Genomic DNA, 20432 nt, shown 5'->3' on the forward strand with positions numbered 1-20432 from the left:
CACATCCCCAGCGGGATAGCCGCTCATAAATGCGACTAATTCTTAATTTTAACTTTAAGAAATTGTTGTCCTTTGCAGAAATTTGATGAATGTGTCGTAAAAAACACATTTATTTTAATCTTTTGTTTGTTATCTATAAGACAGACACAGTCCCTCTCATTATTTTTGTTAATATTTAAACAATTAAATATTAACCATTGCGATCTCCCATAAAAAAAAACTGCGCCTTCCCAAACGGGAAAGGCGCAGAATCCAGCAGATGATCCGTGTCTGAAGGGTAGATCAGTAATCCATGCTCAACCGCCCAAGGAAGGCCCGCCCCGGAGCCGGTGTTACCCGGTTCGTGAAGAGTGAGTTGTAGTTGAGACGGTTGGACAGGTTGTAGGCATTCAACGACACGACCCAGTGCCGGTTGATGCGGTGCGAGATGTAGGAATCGAACTCCACGTTGGCGGGCACCTTCGCCGTGTTGGCAAGGTTCAGATACACGCCCTGCCGCCATGTCAGCCCCCCACCGATGGTGAAGTTCCAGAGCTTGCCGGGAAAGGCTTCATAAGCGGACCACAGCGTCGCCTGATTGTGCGGCACGTACTGGATGTTCCGGCCATGATTGGGACCGGACATCACCCGCGGGTCATACAGGGCATATGTGGCCGTCACGTTCCAGCCCGGCAGGATCATGCCTCCCAGGGACAGTTCCAGCCCCTGGTTGCGTTCCTTCACACCCGTGGCCAGTACCTGCCCGGCGACCGGGTCCGTCGTCAGGGCATTGCTCTTGTCCAGCCGGAAGAGCGAGATCGTGGCCCCGAGACGGTCATGCAGCAGGCTCATCTTGGACCCCACCTCATAGAGCTGGGAGCGTTCAGGCTGGGTGGCCACCTGCCCGTTCACGGGGCGGATCGGCAGGGCACCGTTGGTCACATACATGCCCATCGGCGTCGTGGAGCTTGCATAGGTGAAGTAGAAGGTCTGCCAGCTGTTGGGCGTGATCAGCAGGCTGGCCGTCGGATTGATGACGCCCTTCGTGTCATGATAATCCAACGCCGCAGACGGCGCCTTGCCCAACGGGCCACGGGCCGCCGCACTCTCCTGCCCGTCCGCTCCCCATGTCCTGTACATGGTCTGCCAGCGGTCCCAGCGCAGCCCACCCTTGGCGGACAGCCACTTGGTGAACCAGATCTGGTCATACAGGAAAAGACCCGTATCGAATCCATAGCCACGGGAATCCGGCCGCCCCAGACTGTAATTGGTGTTCTTCCAGCAGTTTCCGGAATCCGCCCGGCAGGTCGCATAACCATAAGCGTCACGCTGCGGATGGTAGGTGTTCTGCCACGGAATGGCCCGGTGGGCACCCACGGCATCATACGCATACTGGCGACGGGAATCCTGCACATATTCCATGTCGAATCCCGTCACGACCTGATGGCGCAGGAATCCCGTATTGAAGTCCGCCTGCAGGGAGGCCACGTCCTGAAAGGACCAGCTGGACTGCTTGTACGGCATCGGCCCGCCATTGAGGCCCACACCGGCAGCCGGATCGACCTTCTTGTACCCCGGATTGTATATCTGCATCTCGGAGCAGGACGCATTGGCACAGTGCGGCGTGGAGGCCGCAAAGTCCCGGCTGTATTCACCGAAGCGCAGGTCATTGTGGAACGTGAAATGACGGTTGAAGACATGCTTCAGCCGCAATGTCTCCATCGTGTCATCGCTGTTGTCATGGTCCTGCGTCTTGCCGTACCAGTTGCCCCGGCGCACACCGAGAGACGACTGCTCCGTGATGGGATGGCCCTTGACGACCGGCACGCCATAATCCGGCACGTTGCGGGAGGTCTGGTGCATCACCTGCAACACAACCGTCGTTTTCGTGCCGATACCAAAAGCGATGGACGGTGCAATACCCCAGCGGTGGGAATAGGCGTAATCACGTCCCACCACGTCATTGGAATTTCCCATGCCCTCCAGACGGAAGGCCGAAGTATCCCCGATGCGTTTGTTCACATCCACCGTGCCACGGTAGAAATTCCCCGACCCACCACTGAAATCGGCTCCGTAATGATCCTTCAGGGTCGGGGTTTTGGTGATGATATTGATGGCCCCACCTGTCGTTCCGTTACCGAACACCTCGGAGGACGGCCCCTTGATGACATTGACGGAATCCTGAAAGAAACTGTCACGGGTATAAACCCCAAAATCCCGCAAACCATCTTCATAAATGTCATTTTGCGCCGGGAAGCCACGGATGAGGAACTGGTCGCCACTCATTCCTCCAGCCCCTTCCCCCACGGAAGAGGTGATACCGGGAACATTCTTCAGGGCTTCCTCGAGCGATTTTGCATTCTGCTGCTTGATGAGCTCCCGGGGAACGACATCGATCGTCTGGGCCGTGTGCATGACATCCTGCGGCATCCGGCCCATGTCGTTGCTGGCATGCATCGTGTTGAACGGGTGGCCGATGACATGAATCTGCTCGACCCCCTTGGCCTGAATTCCTCTGGAATCATCTGTTCCATCTGCAGGAGACGTTACATCCTGGGCAACCCTGTTTGCCGCTCCCGGCTCTGCATGGGCACTCCCTACAACACCCCCCATTGTCAGAACTGCAGATAACGGCCTGAGACCACTACGGATGAAACGACTCATATATACCACCAGAAAAACAACATTATTCAGAAGCCGTTCTAGGTGATAATAATAATTATTATATAATAAAGTTTAATTTAAAGATCGGACACACACCCTTCCTCACCAACAGAAGAATGGCAGGAAACTCATGTTTTTTCTAAAAAAAAGCAGATGGGAACAGTCAATGAAACCAGTCACATAGGCACAGTGAAAGGTATATCCTATTATAGGAATTAATTTATTTTATTCCCGATCAAAAGAACGGGGATGACACAGCCTGACAAGGTGACGGCGACAGAGCAGATCATCCGGGGCCCCGCTCTGCTTGCAGGCCAGCTCCAGCTCCTGCGTTGCCTCCGCTGCTTGGGAGAGAGCAACCTGAGACCAGCGCCTCATGCCCGCCAGAAAAGCATCCTTGTGACGAAAAAAGACAGGTGGCTTCAGGGCAGCCATGGCCTCCTGCCGGGACTGTCCCTCCTGCACCAGAAAAAACGCCCGCTGGAAGCGCTCCAGCACGGACAGTGTCACACGGGCAAAAGCAACAGGGCTGGCCCCATCCCCCATGGCCCGCTCAAACGCCCGGTCAGCCTCCAGCCGGTTCCCCGCCAGGGCCGCATACACCGCATCATCAAGGGACGCCTGCCCCGAATCCCCCACGCAGGCCTGGACGTCATCAACGGTCAGGGTGCTACCCGGCTCACCGTAAAGACGCAGTTTTTCCACTTCACTACGGACCAGCGTCCGATCATGCCCCAGATGACCGAGCAGCCACGCCATGCCATCACGATCCAGCCGGATATCATCTTCCGCCAGAATATCGCTCACCGTCTGGGCAAGGTTGCGCCCTTCCTCCGGATAACACCCGATGGACGCCACCTGCCTGTGTTTTTCTGCAAACTGCCGCAGCTTGGAGCGACTTCCCAATCCTGGCCCTTCCAGAACGACCAATGTATCGCTCTGATGCTCCAGAAGGGATTTCAGCTGGCCAAGAGCGCCATCCTGCACACCACGCAACCAGACAGCACGCCGCCCCCCTGTCAGGGACAGGGCCAGAGCCTCTTCCTCCAGCCTGTCCTGCTCTTCCGCTTCCAGCCGGGCCAGACGAAACGGGTCATCCAGATCATCCAGTATGGTCTGGACAGCCTCCCTCGCCCGCTCACGGATCAACCCGCCATCATCTCCGTGGAGAAGAATCACACGCCAGCTGCCAGCCTCCTTCAGAGTCTGCCTGGCAGCCTGCGTCTTGATCTTCACAGACCGTTATCCTCTTCGTCCTCCAGATTCCGGCTGTCCTCACCCGTCCATGTGGAGGCGTTGTTGCTGCTGCGCCCCGTTGCATTGGCTGGGAAGCCATCAACACCAATATAGCGCATGTCCGTCCGCTGCGTGCCGGGCAGACGGTCCAGATAGGGATCACGCCCCGGACGGATGGACTTCTCCTCTCCCAGAGACTGATGCGCCCGGAACCAGACAGCCACCTGCATGGTGATGTCATGCGCCAGGCTTTCCCCGATCCGCTTGTAAAGCGTTTCGTTATTGAGCGTCTGGGCAAAATACTGCTCAATATTCATGTTGAAGCCGTCCAGAGTGCGGGCATAGCCCCGTGCCAGCACCTTGCTGGTATCCCCGACACGATAAAGCCGCCAGTCAGCCCAGCCAACACCACGGGTGCGACCCGAGGTATTGTCCTGATGGATATCGATCGACTCCAGAGAAGCCGTGGCATTCACACGCAGGATGTACCCCTCCGGCCGTTCGGGCCCATCCCCCGCCATTTCCTTTTGCAGGCCAAGGCGCAGCTCCTGCCCGAAACGGGTCGGAATGTTCGCTACATAAACATCCTTCAGCTGGGCATTGACGGCAGCATCCTTCTGCCCAGCCTGCCTGCCATAAAGTGGCTGGAAACCACACGCTCCCAGACTGGCAAGCCCGACCCCGGCCAGCAGGATGCCAAGGCCCCGGCGAGCCACTTTCTTCATCCGGGAGTTTCCGTTCATCCAGCCTCTCCCGCTCAGCCCGCTACCACAAAATTGACGATCCGGTTCGGCACATGGATCTCCTTGACGACCCGTCTGCCTTCCAGCGCTTTCGCCACATTCGGCTCGGCCCTGGCCTGTGCCAGCACAGTCTCCTTCGCCTCATCAGGGGCGCAGGTGATCGTACCACGCAGCTTGCCCAGCACCTGCACGGCAATGGTCACCTTCTTCACCGCCAGCAGGCTCCCATCCGCTTCCGGCCAGCTCCGCTCCACCACCATCGGGCCTTCCGGCTCCAGCAGCAGCATCAGCTCCTCGGCCAGATGCGGCATCATGGGAGAAACCAGCATGGCCAGAACATGGGCGGCCTCACGGCGGGCGGCAGGCAGGCCCTCACCATCCCGGCCCTCAGCCTCACCCAGCGCAGAGGACAGCTCATGCAAACGGGCCACGGCCACATTCGGCGTGAACCCTTCCAGAGCCTCCGTCACGGCGGCAATGGTGCGGTGCGTCACCTGCCGCAGCTCCTCCCCGGCAGCCCCGTGGGCGGCATCCGCTCCATCCCTTGCCGCAACGGTCTGAACCTGCCGGTAGAGACGCTGCATGAAGCGCCCGGACGCTGCCACACCAGCTGCTGTCCATTCCATGTCACGCTCCGGCGGGCTGTCGGACAGGACAAACCAGCGGGCCGTGTCGGCACCGTAACGTTCAATGATCTCCACTGGAGACACCGTGTTGCGCTTGGACTTGGACATCTTCTCCGAACGTCCGACCGTCACGGGATTGCCGTTGTCCTTGCGGACCACCTGATCCCCACGCTGCTCGACCTCATCCGGGTACAGCCACTGGGTACCATCCCGGTAGCTCTCATGCGTGACCATGCCCTGCGTGAACAGCCCGGCAAATGGCTCGCTGACATCCAGATGTCCCGTCTTCTTCATCGCCCGGGTGAAGAACCGGGCATAAAGCAGATGGAGGATGGCGTGCTCGATACCGCCGATATACTGGTCCACGGCCAACCAGCCATCAGCCGCCTTGCGATCAGTTGGCGTTGCGGCCTTTGGTGCCGTGAAACGGGCGAAATACCATGAGCTGTCCACGAACGTGTCGCAGGTATCGGTCTCACGCCGTGCAGCTGCACCGCATTTCGGGCAGGAGACGTGCTTCCATGTCGGATGGTGGTCGAGCGGATTGCCCGGCCTGTCAAACGTGACATCCTCCGGCAGCGTCACCGGCAACTGATCTTCCGGCACAGGGACAGCACCGCAGGACTCGCAATAAATGATGGGAATCGGGCAGCCCCAATACCGCTGACGGGAAATGCCCCAGTCCCGCAGGCGCCAGTTGGTCACGCCACGGCCAACACCCAACTCTTCCACCCGCTCGATGGCAGCCCGGATGGCCTCTTTCGTACTCTTCCCGCTCAGGAAGCCGGAATTGTAGAGCGTGGCCTCACCCGTAACGGCCTTCTTGCCGACGCTGAAGCTGGCTTCCTCTTCCCCTGCAGGCAGCAGGACGGAAGGAACGTCCAGTCCATATTTGCGGGCAAAGTCCAGATCACGCTGGTCGCCACAAGGGCAACCGAACACTGCACCCGTGCCATATTCCGTCAGCACGAAATTGGCGATCCAGACCGGAGCCGTCTGTTCCGGGTTCAGCGGATTCACCACACGCAGCCCGGTATCGAAACCACGCTTCTCCATCGTGCTCAGGGCTTCTTCAGACGTGCCAACACGCTGACATTCTTCAATGAAGCCCTGCGCTTCCGGGTTGTCCGCCGCAATCCTGCGGGCCAGCGGGTGATCCGCCGCAATACCGATGAAGCTCAGACCGAACAGCGTGTCAGGCCGTGTGGTGAAGACCTCGATGGAATCCTCATCCACGTCATAACCCTGCGGCGGGTTATGCAGGCTGAAACGGACCCGGGCCCCCTCGGAACGGCCAATCCAGCGCTCCTGCATGGTGCGGACACGCTCCGGCCACTTGTCCAGCTCCTTCAGCCCCTCCAGCAGAGGCTCGGCAAAATCAGTGATCTTGAGGAACCACTGGGAGAGCGTCTTCTTCTCCACCAGCGCACCGGACCGCCAGCCACGGCCATCAACCACCTGCTCGTTGGCCAGCACGGTCTGGTCCACCGGGTCCCAGTTGACGGACGAATCACGTCGTTCCACCAGCCCGGCAGCCAGCATGTCGAGGAACAGCTTCTGCTGCTGGCCGTAATAGTCTGGCAGACAGGTCGCAATCTCACGCTTCCAGTCCAGCGAGAAACCGAGCCGCTGGAGCGTCCCCCGCATGGTGGCGATGTTCTGGAGGGTCCATTTGCCCGGATGAACGCCCCGCTCCCGTGCGGCATTTTCTGCCGGCAGGCCGAAAGCATCCCAGCCCATGGGGTGCAGCACGGCATAGCCACGGGCACGCTTGTACCGGGCCACCACATCGCCCAGCGTGTAATTGCGCACATGCCCGACATGCAGCTGCCCAGACGGATAGGGGAACATCTCCAGCACGTAATATTTCGGTCTGTCGGCCGGGGGCACGTCCGGCACATGGAAGATGTCGGCCTCCGCCCACCGGGCCTGCCAGTGAGGCTCACGGGCGTGGAAGTCGAAACTGGAGGAGTCAGAAACGTTGCTGGCTGTCATGTCACTCATCGGATTATGTTATTTCCCACCGCCGTTTTCGGCACGCAGCTGCCGGGCCCTCTCCAGAATACGGGCCGTGATATCCGCCGCCGTATTGGGAGCAGCCGGGGTATCCTGCCACTCTCCCCCATTGATGCGTGTCTGGCGGAAGACGCTCAGCCGGATGGCATCCGACCGCAGGCGACGGTCCAGCACATAGGCCGCAATCTTGAAACGCTCATCCTGCGTCCCCGGGGGCTGGTACCAGTCTGTCAGGATGACACCCCCCTGGGCATCGGCAGAGGCCATGGGCATGAAAGAAAGCGTATCGATCGCCCCCCGCCAGAGATAGGCATTCACCCCACCACGGAGCTGGTCATCACCACCCTGTGCGCCACGGTCCACACCCAGCAGATGGTTGCGGGGCAGCGTCAGCGAGGACGGATCCCTTGGCTTGCCACCACAGCCCGCCAGCCCCCCGACAGCCATCACCGCCAGCAGCGACAGTACCATGGGGCGGCGCAGGCTGCACCGGAGAATGGAAGAACGGGATACTGGGCGGGATGATGAAAGGAACATGGGCAAACCTGCAAAGGCCGTGCCAGGGCCGGTCTTGAACAAGGCTTCCAGCATGGCAGGGGTGGAAGCATCAACTGTCAGAACAGGTCCTTCATATCGTGTTCACCCTCACAGGCCAAGGGACATGGTACGATGACAGGCTTGCGAAACCGTAAAAAAAGCGCTAGCTAAGCGTTGCGTGTCCGCGTAGCTCAGCAGGATAGAGCACAGGATTCCTAAGATAATTGGGCACCGGGATGGCAAACCGCCCGGTGAATTCGCTCAAATTCGGGGAACGCTAACGCCCTCATCAGGCCAGGCCAATCCCGAGCCAAGCCTGCCCATACGGGCAGGAAGGTGTAGAGACTGTACGGGCGACACCATGGCAGGCATAAGCCTGTGGTGAAGAGACAGTCCAGACCACGAACGGCCCTGGTACGGGTTCCGGCGGCGAAAGCCGAAGTGGCATGAATCCTGGGGTCGAGGGTTCGAATCCCCCCGCGGACACCACGCAGCACCGATAACAACCGTACTGCCGATGGAATGACAGCAGGGAAAACCCCATGACCCAGAGAGACCTCGAGGCCCTGCGGACTTTCCAGGAATGGTTTGTCTCTCTTGCCGGCCCGGGCCTGATGCGTGTTCCCCTTCATCAGCCCACCTGCCAGAGAGACGGAATGGTCGCCATTACCCTGTACCGGCGCAATGGCTATCAGGCTGAACTGGGCTACATTCCACAAGGCAGGCGATACGCCATCTCCTTCCCTGAGGGGCAATATGCCCTCCTGTCCTTTCTTGGTGGATCGTTTGACTGTGATCCCTCCACCGTACCGGGTTTCCCAGACCCGGCTGGCCGGGCCTACCTGCCAGACAGGTTTCTGGAGCAGACAGGGCCTGATACCCACGCCCCGCAGATGGAACAGGTACACCCATGCCTGTCACTATCCACAGACATACGCACCATTGCCCTGACCAACGGTGCGCCCAGCCGGGTCGTGTTTTCATCACCCGAGGGAGATGGTGTTGTCCTTCTCTTCAGTTTTTACAAAGAAGGAGAGACGGCCAGCACTATCCGGCAACTGCACATGATTACGGAAAAGAACCCTGATTCTTCTAGCATTCCATAAAGGAATGATTTATACTTAGTTAATACTACCCGCCGCCAACAGACGCTGAGGGGCACTATCCACCATGGCCACCTACTCCTACAACTCAAGCTACGACAATCTGAAAGCCATCGGAACCGACCAGGTTACTGGAAAAAGGAACTGGACCTTTATCCTGGGCGGCAACACGACCAGCACCACACAGGCACAGAGCAACCTCAACAATATTTACGTAGCCGGGACCAGTAGTCTTGGAAACAACATCTCAAACTCCCTCGCCTATGTCTATCAGAATACCCTGAAAAACGGTATCGCCGTAAACGGCGGCTCTCTGGCTGCCGTCGGAAAATTCGGTATCCTCTCGGGCGCCACAGCCCTTTCCGGAGCGTCCATCGAAGCTGTGGGGCAGGGAACCGTTCTGAATGGCATTGTCGGCTCGTCAGGGGGCATCTTCGCAGGGGCCGTCAGTCTCCGCCCCAACGACCCGAATGCGCCTTACGTCAACGGACCCGGCACGGCCATCAATCCCAGCGTCGGCTCTGGTGGATATGCGCTCGTAGGCGGTGGGGCCGCCGACTTCATCGTCAAAGGCTTCCAGGTCAACGGATCGGGTGGCCTCATGGTTGGCGGGACATTCAATCCTGGCAGCCTCTACGGAATTGGTAATGGGGGAACGGGAACCGGAGGCACCATCTTCGGCACTCAGTCTGTTTTCTCCAACGGGCTCTCACAAAACCAGATCTTTGTCGGTAACGATGCTTTGCAGACAGTTGTCAGCAATGGTCTTTCCTCCAAAGCGACCATCATGGGCGGGACGCTTCTCAATTCCGGTGGGACCACATCCGGTGCCACGATCAGCAGTGGCGGGCAGATACGCATCACGGGCGGAACCTACGTCACCTGGCTGAATGCAGGCTATCAGAGCGTGACTGGCGGTTACGGGCTGGGGACCTCCTATGACGACACCATCACCTCCGGTGGCACGGAGGTGGTCGGCAGTGACGGAACCGTGTACCGCTCCGTCCTTTCCTCCGGGGCGGTCGGGACCATCCTCGGTGGAGGAACCTCCCTCTCTGCCAACATCGCCGGGGGAACGGAAACTGTCAGTTCCGGTGGTATCCTCAGCACAGGAACTGTCAGCAATAACGGTTCCATTTTTGTTTCTTCAGGGGGCTATGCCTCCAACGTGGACATCAGCCAGGGTTATGTTGAGGTCACATCCGGGGGCATCGGCTCCGAATTCTCTGCCAGCAATGGCGGCACCATCCAGATTGATGGTGGCGCTTCAGTCAGCCATCCTGTCGTAAATAGCGGTGGTACCCTGACCATTGCCTCTGGTGCCGTCATTTCCAACGGGGCGACCATCAATGCCAGCCCCGATACCAGCGTCGTTGTCCCTTCCGGGGCAACAGCGGACTATGTCGTGACCAACAATGGCACGACCCTCATCACTCCCGGGGCCACAATCCTCAACGAGGTCGTGTACGCTACCGGTAGTGGTACAACCCTCCTTTCGGGCTCCGGTGCCACCATCGGGACGGCCCTTGCCGGGTTCAACCCCAACAGCAGCCTGGCCAGCCGCGGGACCATCGCTGTCAGCAACGGAGGGGTTCTCTCTGCTGCCACGGTCCAGCTGGGTGGGGCTGTCATTCTCGGCTCTGGCGGGACAGTTGGTGGTACTCTCAGCCTCCTCGGGGGGACGGGCTCGTTCCTCTCCGGCGGCAAGATGGATACCACCACGCCGTTGCAGGTTTCAGGCATCAGCACTTCCGTGCCCATGGGGACATGGGTTGGAGCACCGCTCGACACAGTAACATTTGGTGCCGCCCTTTATGTCGACTCCGGCTACAATTTCACGGAGATTGACGTTGGCAGCAAAGCCACAGCCACCATCAACGGAGGTACTGTCGGTACCTTCACGATCGGCAGCGGTGGGACCGACACCATTACAGGCGGGGCATCTGTCACGTCTCTTGCGGCTACAAGCGGGCTGAGCACCATCTCCGGCGGAACTGTCGACAGTTTCACGGCCACAGGAGGGACCAACAATCTCGCCGCCGGGGCCTCCATCAATACGTTCAACGTCACAGGCGGTGTCAACAGCATTGGTTCTGGCGTGCTGGTCAACACGCTCAGCGCTGGCCCGGGGGCATCCCTCGCCCTCGCCAGTGGGGCGTCCGTCTCCAATGTCACGCTCAATGGCGCCAATCTCACCGTCCCTCAGGGCGGAGCAGGGATCACGCTTCTTTCTGCCCTCAATGGGGCTACGAGCATCATCAGTTCCGGCGCCCGGATCGACAGCGTCTTCCTCTCATCCGGTAATGCAACTGTCACCTCCGGGGCCTTCATCAGCCGCCTGACCATCATGAGTGGCGCCTCTGGCGTTCTGAACTCGGGAGCTTCCGTCCAGCATGTCGAGGTAGCCAATGGCGGCTGGGTCAGCGGGGCCCGCATCGCCAACAACAGTGAACTGGCTGTTTCCTCCGGCGGGACAGCTCTTCAGACACTTGTCACCTTCGATGCCGGTACGGGGCAGCATTCTGGCGCCTCCTACACCATGGTCCAATCCGGCGGGACCCTCTCCGGGGCCTCCATTATCGGGGCTTCCGGGGCCATCAGCAGCAACAATCTGGGGGGACTACTGACTGTGGCCTCCGGGGCGGTGCTTCTCAACACGTCCATGGGCTATAACGCCCGCATCAAGGTCGATGGGCTGAAATACAGCAATTCCGGGAAGGTGACCATCAGGAATGGTACTCTGACAGTTACAGAAAATGGGCAGACCTGGGCGGTCGGTCTCCAAGGCAATTATGACGCCACCGGATTCGTTCTGAATGACGATGGACAGGGCAACACCATCATCGCCTATCAGAAATGCTTCCTGGCAGGCAGCATGATCCGCACCCCCAAAGGCGAAAAAGCCGTGGAGCGCCTGCGCAAGGGCGAACAGATCAATGTCTTTGTAGATGGCCGGGAAGAGACCCGTGACATCACGGCTGTCATCCAGCGTCGCGCCCGTGTCAACACATCCAGACCTGAAGACATGGCTGGCTGGTCTGTTCTCATCGCCAAGGATGCCTTTGGTGAGGGGCTGCCCAACAAGGACCTTTCCGTCACGCCAGAGCACTGCTTCTACTTTGAGGGCCGCTTTGTCCCTGCCCGTATGCTCGTCAACGGCACGTCCATCCGGTATGACCACAGTCAGGTTGAATACGATTATTACCACGTGCAGACGGAACCGCACTCTGTCATCTGGGCCAATGGTGTCCTGACGGAAAGCTGGCTGGATACGGATGAAGAAGATCTGTACAAACCGGAAGACGATTCCTCGGAAGATACCCTGAAGCTGGCAGAGCGTCATCAGCTCAACTGGGACGACCACGCCGCTGCGCCGCTGGATGTCTCCCAGACTTTCGTAAAGCCGCTGCATGACAGATTTGCCGCACGGGCCGTTGAACTCGGCATTGCCGAAGCCGGGACGTCGCACGGTGCGCCGCATGACGGCATGACAGCCGATCCTGCTCCCTATATCCGTCTGCCAGACGGGCGGACCATCCGGCCTCAGCGGCATGAAGCCGGGCGCTACCTCTTTGCCCTCCCGGCACATGCCCGCCAGGTCACGCTGGGCTCCCGGACATTCCGGCCCTCCGAAAGTATCGGCCCACACGTGGATGACCGACGTGAGCTCGGTATTCTGGTCGGACAGGTCTCCCTCTGGGTTGGCGAGAAGGAGCACATCATCACCCGCCATCTGACAGAAAAGAACCTGAAAGGCTGGGATGTCATTGAAGCCGGTCCCCATCGCTGGACGCAGGGTGAAGCAGAACTTCTCCTGCATGATGCCCCCGCTGCCAGTGTTGGCCAGAACATGCTCAGCATTGAAGTACAGGCTGGCGGCCCCTACCGGCAGGTCTGACCACACCCCGGGGAAGCAGGATGGTTTCCCCGGGCTCCAAAACGTCATAGGCTGTTTCATCGCTTTCCAACGCAGGACTGATGGCAGCCCATGACAACAGGCCTTTTCCTGACAATCATAGAAGCCATCCTGCCCATACTGGTCACGCTCGGGCTGGGGTATCTGGCAGCATGGCGGCGGGATTTTGATTCCCATCAGGCGGGTGTCCTCATCCGCCTTGTCATGCTTTATGCCCTGCCGCTGGCCCTCTTGGCCTCCATTCTCAGCACTCCACGGGAGCGGATCCTCTCTGCGGGCCCGCTGGCTGGACTGATCCTTGTTGCCATGCTGGGCGTGTATATCGTCCTCTTTGCCATCCTGCGCTGGGGGCTGGGACGCCGACAGGGAGAAGCAGCCCTGATCACCATGACCGTGACAGGCCCTTCTGTTCCCTTCATCGGGATTCCTGTTCTTGGGCAGCTCTTTGGCCCAACCAGCGCCGTTCCCATTTCCGTCGCTTCGCTCATCATGAATCTCTGCCAGATTCCGCTGACACTGATCCTGATGAATCACGACCAGCAGCGCCAACAGCGGCAGCAACAGGATGACGAAACAAACCCCACATGGCAGACCACGCTACGAGAGCTGGGGGGCCATCTGCTCCATTCCTGCCGGGAACCCGTCGTCTGGGCGCCGATGCTGGCCTTCCTGATGGTTCTGGCCAATATTCACCTGCCCCTCCCCCTCAAAAGTTCACTCCAGCTGCTGGGACACGCCACGGGCGGCACGGCGCTGTTTGCCTCCGGGGTTGTCCTCTGCGCCCGGCAGGTCCGCTTCAGCCTGCCTGTAGGACTCATGGTGCTGGGCCGAAATGTCCTTATCCCTCTTGGTGTCTGCATGCTGGCTTTTGTCTGGCACCTTCCCTCTCTGACCTTGCAGGAAGGTGTCCTCGCCATGGCCATGCCCAGCGCTGCCATGAATGTCATTCTCGCCATGCGCTATCACATGATGGAGCGTGAAATCGCCTCGGTCCTTTTTTTCGGTACGATCAACTCCATATTGACTCTGGCATTCTTCATATGGCTGACAGACGCATGACAGATTCATCCTCCTTTCCTTCATTTCTTTTTGTCTGCACCGGCAATATCTGCCGTTCTCCTCTGGCAGAGCTGGCCATGCGCCGGGAGGCGGAACAGCGCGGCCTGATGGTCGACATTGATTCCGCTGGCACGGGAAACTGGCATGAAGGCGACCGGCCTGACCCCCGTGCCCGTGCCACGGCACGGCGCCATGGTCTGGATGGCAACCAGCTCCGGGCCCGCCAGGTCAGGACCGTGGATTTTGACCGCTTCGACCATATCATCGCACTGGACCGGTCCCACCTTGCTGCCCTGAAAAAGCTTCAGCCTGCTGGTAGCAAGGCCCATGTCAGCCTTCTGCTGGACCATGTTTCCGGTCGGCAGGGGGATGATGTGGTCGACCCCTATTACGGTCCTGAAGAAGGCTTTGAAACTACGTGGCGGGATGTTGAAGCGGGCTGCAAGGCTCTGGCTGCCCGCTTTCTGGACAGACCTTCCACCTGCTAGGCAGCGGTCGGGTTGGACCTGATCCCCGCCTGCTCCCCACCTCTTGAAAGTGCGCATCATGACGGCAACACCAAAGACACAGCAGCATCTTCTCCTGCTGGAACCGCTCCCGGAACCCACACTGGCAACACTGGGGGAACATTTCGTCATCCATCATTTCAGCACCATGGATGAGCTAAAAAAAATCGCACCGGAAATCCGGGCCATTGCCACGGGCGGGTCCTATGGTGTGGCACCGGAGGTCATGGCCGCCCTCCCACATCTGGAGATCATCGCCGTCAACGGCGTCGGGCTGGACAGGATTGACCTTGCAGAAGCCAAGAGGCGGCATATCCGGGTTACCGTCACCACGGACATTTCCACCAATGACGTGGCCGACATGGCCATGCTCCTCCTGCTGGCCCTGAAGCGGAATCTCAGAAGCAATGAGCAGTTCCTGCTGAATGGCAGCTGGGCGGCTGGGAAACTGCCCCCTCTGGCTCATTCTCTCAATGGTCGGAAACTGGGAATCGCCGGTTTCGGTCGCATCGGTCAGGCCGTAGCCCGGCGGGCACAGGCCAGCAACATGGAGGTCGCCTACTTCAACCCCCACCCCCGTGAAGGCAGCCCTCTGACTTTTGAACCCAGCCTTGAAAAACTGGCCGCATGGGCGGATGTGCTCGTCATTACCCTTCCTGCCACTACTGCCACAAAACATATCGTCAATGCCGACATACTGGCAGCACTTGGCAAGGATGGTGTGTTGATCAACACAGCCCGGGGCAGCGTGATTGACGAAGAAGCCCTGCTGGCCGCCCTGAAGGACAGGACGATCGCCGGGGCGGGGCTGGATGTCTTCCAGAATGAACCGACCATCAATCCGGCTTTTTCCACGCTGGACAATGTCGTGCTCCAGCCCCATCAGGCCTCCGCCACCATCGAGACACGGCTGGCCATGGGGCAGAACATCATCGACAACCTGCTGGCTCACTTCAGCGGGAAACCCCTGCTTACACCAGCCTGCTGACCCCTACGAAACATTACAGCCCGGGCCCCGTCAGACGGGTACCCGGGCTGTAAAATTCACCCTGCTGGAGCAGGCAGGCTCAGAACCATTCCTTACGGTTCTGTACATAGATCCGATAAAAATCTTCATCAGATTTTGTCAGGTAAATCACTCCCTCGATGAAGGCGATCAACCCGATGATGACGGGAGGGAGCACCAGAATACACCCCAGAACCGACACCAGCAGCATGATCAGACCTGCCCGGGTGTATCCCAGATAAAATTTGTGGATGCCCAGCCCACCCAGAAAGAGGGCCAGAATCCCGGCAGCCGTTTTGGACTTGCCACCCACCTCTTCAAAGAGATTTCCTGCTGGCGTCTGGCCAGACCCGGGCACGATGAAAATGGACAGGGCCTCATCACCCTGCACATCAAAATCGACAACTGCACCATTCTTCAGGAAGGCACCTTCAGAGCCGAAGCTGGCCCCCTTGAAAGAGTAACGTTTTTCATCGTTCCCGCTAATGATGCCCTCACCATTGCGTATATCGTAGTTCAGGATCGTCCCGCGCATCTCATGTCTCCATCTTTACTGATTGGCCAAAACATTAAAATGAATTCGATCAGACATAAAGGAACATTTCTGTCAGAATTCCTCCCCAGACAGAAAATTGCTCCACTGGCATTTAAAAAGTAATGATTTATTCAGCAAACTGTTCCGCAATGATCCGTTCGGACAGGCTGTGATCAGGATCGAAAAGAAGCGTCACCTTCTTTTCATCGTCCAGCCTGACGATGACCTCACTCACGTCACGGATCTCCTCAGGCCCGGCCACAGCCGAAGCGGGACGCTTGTCCGTGTCATAAAGCGTAAAACGGACTGTCACGCCTGCAGGCAGGAGAGCCCCCCGCCAGTGCCGGGGCTGGAACGGAGAAATGGGCGTGAGAGACAGCAGCTCCGCCCCCAGGGGAATGATGGGCCCATGGGCCGACCGGTTATACGCTGTTGAACCAGCCGGCGTAGCCAGAATGATGCCATCACAGATCAGACGGGGCATCCGCACCCGGCCATCAATCTCAATGCCTATATGAACCGTCTGACGGGTCTCCCGATACAGAAACACGTCATTGAAACCAACACCCTCATGCAGCTCGCCAGACTTTGTCCGGGCCCACATGTGCAGGGGAGCAATCTCCGTATGCTGGGCATAAGCCAGCCGCTGGGGCAGGTGATCCTCCGCCGGGCTGTTCATGAGGAAACCGATTGTCCCATAATTCATGCCAAAGACAGGAATATCACTGCCACAGATATGCAGCAGCGTCTCCAGCATGAAGCCATCCCCCCCCAGACACACCAGAACCTCGGCCTGGTCCAGCGGGACATTGCCATAACGCTCAGTAAAACGCTCCAAGGCTTCCTGTGCAGCCTCGGTGGAAGCAGCAACAAAGGCAATGTTCATGGAACGACTCAGGGAGACCCGCCACCCTGATGCTCGATCACATCATAGGCAGCTGAACCGGGGTAGGCCCCTTTGCGGACATCCAGGACCGAAGGACAGACCAGCCTGTCCTTGTCGTACAGGGCCAGTACCCAGATTTTCCGCCCATCGAGGCTGACCAGCCCGTGCACCTTCACCTCATTGGCCAGACGCACGAACGGCAGCAGGGATTCCGGCATGACAACATCCCGCCCATCAGCGAACAGGACCCCATCACCCGTAATGCGACTGACCGTACCGGTGAAGACCGGAACGGGCTTCACGTCATACTGGCAGTCGGCTGCCTGAGCCACCACAGGAAGCCCGCCCAGCAGGCTCCCCATCAGGACGAAAAGAGCAGAAAATCGGGTGATCATCATGGAACCTCAATGTCTGAAGTGGCGCATCCCCGTGAAGACCATGGCAATCCCGGCAGCATCGGCTGCGTCAATCACTTCCTGGTCCCGGATGGACCCGCCGGGCTGGATGACAGCCGTGGCCCCTGCGGCAACCACACTCTCCAGCCCGTCCGCAAAGGGGAAGAACGCATCGGAAGCAGCAACGGACCCTTTTGTCAGAGCCTCGGACTCCCCGGCTGCATGCGCGGCATCCTCACTCTTGCGGGCGGCGATCCGGGCACTGTCCACACGGGACATCTGCCCGGCACCGATACCCACCGTAGCCTGATTCTTCACATAGATCACGGCGTTGGATTTCACATGTTTGGCAACACGGAAGGAGAAGAGAAGATCCGCCATTTCCTGCGCTGTCGGCTTGCGTTTGGTCACGACCTTCAGCATGTCCTCCGTGACATGCCCGTTATCCCGGCCCTGGGCAAGGAACCCGCCAGAAACGGACCGGAAGGACAGGCCCGGAGCCTGTGCATCCGGCACGCCACCGGTCAGCAGCAGGCGCAGGTTCTTCTTCTTCGCCAGAATGGTTTTCGCCCCCTCATCAGCATCAGGAGCCACGATCACCTCGGTAAAGATCGCACTGATCTGCTCCGCCGTAGCCTCATCCAGCGTGCGGTTCAGGGCCACGATTCCACCAAAGGCTGAAACCGGATCGCAGCGCAGCGCAGCCTTCCATGCCTCAACCAGCGTGGCGGCAGAAGCCACACCACACGGATTGGCATGTTTGACGATCACCACCGTCGGCTCGTCAAACTCGGCCACAGCCTCGAAGGCAGCATCCGTGTCATTCAGGTTGTTGTAGCTCAGAGCCTTGCCCTGAATCTGCCTTGCCGTGGCCAGACCGGGCCGGGCACTGCCATCCCGATAGAAGGCCGCTGCCTGATGGGGATTCTCACCATAGCGCAGCAGCTCGTCACGCTGGCCGGAGAGTGTCAGGACCGGCGGCAGGGCGACCTTGCCCTCTTCATTACCCTGGCGGGTAAACCAAGCGGAGATCATGCCATCATAGGCTGCCGTATGGGTGTAGGCCGCAGCGGCCCAGTCCCGGCGTTCGGCCAGCGTCGTGCCGCCCTGCTCCAGAGCCGCCAGAAAGCCCGCATACTGGGCCGGGCTTGTCAGGATGGCCACGGAGGCAAAATTCTTGGCGGCAGCCCGCACCATGGCCGGACCACCAATATCGATATTCTCCACGCACTGCTCTGCATCCGCACCGGATGCCACCGTGGCCGCAAAAGGATACAGATTGACGCAGACCAGATCGATCGGCGCAATGCCATGTTCCTGCATCTGCGCCTTATGCTCTTCCTTGTCCCGCCGCCCAAGGATACCGCCATGAATCCACGGTACCAGCGTCTTGACCCGGCCATCCAGAATCTCGGGGAAGCCCGTATGCTCGGAGACTTCCTTTACCGGCAGGCCAGCCTCACGCAGCGTGCGGGCCGATCCACCCGTGGAGAGGATTTCAACATTCCGGGCCACGAGGGCACGGGCCAGATCAACCAGCCCTGTCTTGTCGGAAACGGACAGAAGGGCACGACGGGGAGAAAAGCGTGTATCAGTCATGCTTGTGGCATATCCCTCACCTTCCGGCTGTGCAAGACAGATTCACATCACGACCTCGCAAAAAAGCCACGTTTCTGTCTCCCCAGCCCTACCGGACCGATCTTTCCCCGCTCCTTCCTCCAGCCTCTGCCGTCATGCGCTGCTCGGTGGCAGCCAGCACGGGCTGCCAGCCCCCACCCAGTGCCCGATAAAGACTGACAGCGGCCAGTGTCGTCTCCATCCGCAGATCCGCCAACGTCACCTGACTGGAGAGCAACATGGACTCCGCCCGGTCCACTTCCAGAAAAGGTACGGCCCCATCCTCATATTGCAGGCGGGCAGCCCGGTAAGCCTTCCGGTTCTGCGCCACAAGTTCCGTGACATGCTGATAGCGGAGCTGAATCTGGGCCAGCCTCGTGATGGCATCATCCACATCCCGCCACGCATTCAGGACCGTCTGCCGATACGCCAGAGCAGCTTCCTGCTGCTCGGCCTTCTTCAGGGACAGCGTGCCCCGCAGGCGCCCCCCCTCAAAGATCGGCACGTTCACGGTCGGGCCAAGCGTAAAATACTTGGCCGCAGGCATGAAGAAGTCCCCGGCCGAAAGGCTCTGCGTCCCCAGATTGCCCGCCAGATTGATATCCGGATAGAAGGCCGCCTTCGCCGCCCCGACCTCCGCCGTGGCCGCATGGAGGCGGGCATCCGCCACCATGATGTCCGGCCTGCGCTGCGCCAGACTGGAGGGCACATCCACCCCGACAGAAACGGGCACATCCAGCTGGGGCTGGAACGGCAGAAGGTCCTCCTCCAGCGCACGGGGCGGAAGGTCCAGCATGACCCCCATCGTGTTGATCAGGGCGGCCTGCATGTCCCGCAGGGGCGGCAGGGCACTGTCCGTCTGCTCCACCTGCCCACGGGCCTGCGCCACTTCCAGATCATTGGCCGCCCCCTCCTTCTGGCGGGCCAGCACGAGGGCCAGATCATGCCGCACGAGGGCCTGATGCCGTTCTGTCAGGCCTATCTGGGCCTGAACCGCCCGCAGGCGCAGATAGGCCTCCACGAAATCGGCCAGACGGGCCAGCGCAATGCCACGGGCATAGGCCTGCTGCTCGTCCACACGGGCCTTTCCGGCTTCCACAAGGCGACGGATGCGGCCAAACACATCCATGTCCCACGAGGCCGAGCCGATATTGGCATACTGCTCATATTGCAGGTTGGAGCCCGGAGCTGGCTGGGCGAGCGTCAGGAAGCCCTTCCGGCTCTGCTGTGTCCATGTATAGGACCCGGCCCAGTTCAGGCTGGGAACACCTTCCGCCGCCACGACCTTCAGCTGCCCCCGGGCCTGAAGCACACGGGTGGCGGCCTGCCGGATATCCAGATTCTCCCGGGAGAGCCGCTCCACAAGCCGGTTCAGGACCGGGTCATGCCATTGCTGCCACCAGCTGACATCCACCGTGGCCGGACTGGTGAAACCACGGCTCCGCCTCTCCCGCACATCCGCCGCCTTCTGCCAGGCGGCAGGCTGATCGTTCTCCTTCGGAGTATGATAGTCCGGCCCCATCCGCACACATCCACCCAGAGAGACCAGCCCCAGCATGGCCCATCTGGCCACTTTCCCCCGACCGCAGACAGACAGACCCTTCATGC

15 protein-coding genes are annotated in these 20432 nt (G+C 59.6%); 5 read left to right on the forward strand and 10 right to left on the reverse strand.

What is annotated here, in order from left to right:
* Nucleotides 1-282 precede the first annotated feature (282 nt).
* The 5 genes from DTQ13_RS02155 to DTQ13_RS02175 all read right to left on the reverse strand — a co-directional run bounded on the left by DTQ13_RS02155 (nt 283) and on the right by DTQ13_RS02175 (nt 7801).
* Nucleotides 283-2643, reverse strand: a complete 2361-nt coding sequence (locus tag DTQ13_RS02155) for a TonB-dependent siderophore receptor (RefSeq protein WP_248460987.1) — start codon at nt 2641-2643, stop codon at nt 283-285.
* Between the two features lie 225 nt (nt 2644-2868).
* On the reverse strand, nt 2869-3879 hold the full coding sequence (gene holA / locus DTQ13_RS02160) for a DNA polymerase III subunit delta (RefSeq protein WP_248460995.1): 1011 nt from the start codon (nt 3877-3879) through the stop codon (nt 2869-2871).
* Entirely contained in the window at nt 3876-4622 is a 747-nt protein-coding gene (locus tag DTQ13_RS02165; RefSeq protein WP_227431506.1) for a hypothetical protein, read from the reverse strand. The genes holA and DTQ13_RS02165 overlap by 4 nt, the downstream gene beginning before the upstream one ends.
* A 14-nt stretch (nt 4623-4636) precedes the next feature.
* Complete coding sequence (gene leuS, locus DTQ13_RS02170) at nt 4637-7252, reverse strand: leucine--tRNA ligase (RefSeq protein ID WP_248460997.1); 2616 nt, start codon at nt 7250-7252, stop codon at nt 4637-4639.
* A 9-nt stretch (nt 7253-7261) separates the two neighbouring features.
* Complete coding sequence (locus DTQ13_RS02175) at nt 7262-7801, reverse strand: DUF3576 domain-containing protein (protein WP_043558583.1); 540 nt, start codon at nt 7799-7801, stop codon at nt 7262-7264.
* A gap of 542 nt (nt 7802-8343) precedes the next feature.
* Here DTQ13_RS02175 and DTQ13_RS02180 point away from each other — a divergent pair.
* The 5 genes from DTQ13_RS02180 to DTQ13_RS02200 all read left to right on the forward strand — a co-directional run bounded on the left by DTQ13_RS02180 (nt 8344) and on the right by DTQ13_RS02200 (nt 15373).
* Nucleotides 8344-8907 (forward strand): hypothetical protein, encoded by a 564-nt coding sequence (locus DTQ13_RS02180; protein ID WP_248461000.1) that lies wholly within the window; start codon nt 8344-8346, stop codon nt 8905-8907.
* 64 nt (nt 8908-8971) lie between these two features.
* Nucleotides 8972-12802: a Hint domain-containing protein gene (locus DTQ13_RS02185; RefSeq protein WP_248461002.1), complete on the forward strand. Its 3831-nt coding sequence runs from the start codon at nt 8972-8974 to the stop codon at nt 12800-12802.
* Between the two features lie 90 nt (nt 12803-12892).
* Nucleotides 12893-13879 (forward strand): AEC family transporter, encoded by a 987-nt coding sequence (locus tag DTQ13_RS02190; protein WP_248461003.1) that lies wholly within the window; start codon nt 12893-12895, stop codon nt 13877-13879.
* A complete protein-coding gene (locus tag DTQ13_RS02195; RefSeq protein ID WP_156878812.1) occupies nt 13876-14367 on the forward strand; it encodes a low molecular weight protein-tyrosine-phosphatase in 492 nt (163 codons plus the stop codon). The genes DTQ13_RS02190 and DTQ13_RS02195 overlap by 4 nt, the downstream gene beginning before the upstream one ends.
* Before the next feature lie 58 nt (nt 14368-14425).
* On the forward strand, nt 14426-15373 hold the full coding sequence (locus tag DTQ13_RS02200; protein WP_248461005.1) for a 2-hydroxyacid dehydrogenase: 948 nt from the start codon (nt 14426-14428) through the stop codon (nt 15371-15373).
* Nucleotides 15374-15452: 79 nt separating this feature from the next.
* Here the strand turns inward: DTQ13_RS02200 and DTQ13_RS02205 are convergent, their stop codons facing one another.
* From DTQ13_RS02205 to DTQ13_RS02225, 5 genes are all read right to left on the reverse strand, one after another.
* Nucleotides 15453-15926, reverse strand: coding sequence for a TM2 domain-containing protein (locus DTQ13_RS02205; protein WP_043558287.1), 474 nt, complete (start codon nt 15924-15926; stop codon nt 15453-15455).
* A gap of 127 nt (nt 15927-16053) precedes the next feature.
* The gene (locus tag DTQ13_RS02210; RefSeq protein WP_086431276.1) at nt 16054-16812 is read right to left on the reverse strand and encodes an NAD kinase; all 759 of its coding nucleotides are present in this window, start codon (nt 16810-16812) and stop codon (nt 16054-16056) included.
* A gap of 8 nt (nt 16813-16820) precedes the next feature.
* Complete coding sequence (locus DTQ13_RS02215; protein WP_081562697.1) at nt 16821-17210, reverse strand: hypothetical protein; 390 nt, start codon at nt 17208-17210, stop codon at nt 16821-16823.
* Between the two features lie 6 nt (nt 17211-17216).
* A complete protein-coding gene (gene purH, locus DTQ13_RS02220) occupies nt 17217-18806 on the reverse strand; it encodes a bifunctional phosphoribosylaminoimidazolecarboxamide formyltransferase/IMP cyclohydrolase (RefSeq protein ID WP_248461012.1) in 1590 nt (529 codons plus the stop codon).
* 88 nt (nt 18807-18894) lie between these two features.
* On the reverse strand, nt 18895-20430 hold the full coding sequence (locus tag DTQ13_RS02225; RefSeq protein WP_248461013.1) for an efflux transporter outer membrane subunit: 1536 nt from the start codon (nt 20428-20430) through the stop codon (nt 18895-18897).
* Nucleotides 20431-20432: the final 2 nt, after the last annotated feature.

The organism is Parasaccharibacter sp. TMW 2.1888 (assembly GCF_023167265.1).
Taxonomy (GTDB): domain Bacteria; phylum Pseudomonadota; class Alphaproteobacteria; order Acetobacterales; family Acetobacteraceae; genus Bombella; species Bombella apis.

Coding starts and splice junctions, on each gene's coding strand:
- DTQ13_RS02215 (WP_081562697.1), bottom strand. CDS start 17,210: ATGATGATCACCCGATTTTCTGCTCTTTTCGTCCTGATGGGGAGCCTG.
- DTQ13_RS02155 (WP_248460987.1), bottom strand. CDS start 2,643: ATGAGTCGTTTCATCCGTAGTGGTCTCAGGCCGTTATCTGCAGTTCTG.
- DTQ13_RS02175 (WP_043558583.1), bottom strand. CDS start 7,801: ATGTTCCTTTCATCATCCCGCCCAGTATCCCGTTCTTCCATTCTCCGG.
- DTQ13_RS02190 (WP_248461003.1), top strand. CDS start 12,893: ATGACAACAGGCCTTTTCCTGACAATCATAGAAGCCATCCTGCCCATA.
- DTQ13_RS02180 (WP_248461000.1), top strand. CDS start 8,344: ATGACCCAGAGAGACCTCGAGGCCCTGCGGACTTTCCAGGAATGGTTT.
- DTQ13_RS02205 (WP_043558287.1), bottom strand. CDS start 15,926: ATGCGCGGGACGATCCTGAACTACGATATACGCAATGGTGAGGGCATC.
- leuS (WP_248460997.1), bottom strand. CDS start 7,252: ATGAGTGACATGACAGCCAGCAACGTTTCTGACTCCTCCAGTTTCGAC.
- purH (WP_248461012.1), bottom strand. CDS start 18,806: ATGACTGATACACGCTTTTCTCCCCGTCGTGCCCTTCTGTCCGTTTCC.
- DTQ13_RS02225 (WP_248461013.1), bottom strand. CDS start 20,430: ATGAAGGGTCTGTCTGTCTGCGGTCGGGGGAAAGTGGCCAGATGGGCC.
- DTQ13_RS02210 (WP_086431276.1), bottom strand. CDS start 16,812: ATGAACATTGCCTTTGTTGCTGCTTCCACCGAGGCTGCACAGGAAGCC.
- DTQ13_RS02165 (WP_227431506.1), bottom strand. CDS start 4,622: ATGAACGGAAACTCCCGGATGAAGAAAGTGGCTCGCCGGGGCCTTGGC.
- DTQ13_RS02185 (WP_248461002.1), top strand. CDS start 8,972: ATGGCCACCTACTCCTACAACTCAAGCTACGACAATCTGAAAGCCATC.
- DTQ13_RS02200 (WP_248461005.1), top strand. CDS start 14,426: ATGACGGCAACACCAAAGACACAGCAGCATCTTCTCCTGCTGGAACCG.
- DTQ13_RS02195 (WP_156878812.1), top strand. CDS start 13,876: ATGACAGATTCATCCTCCTTTCCTTCATTTCTTTTTGTCTGCACCGGC.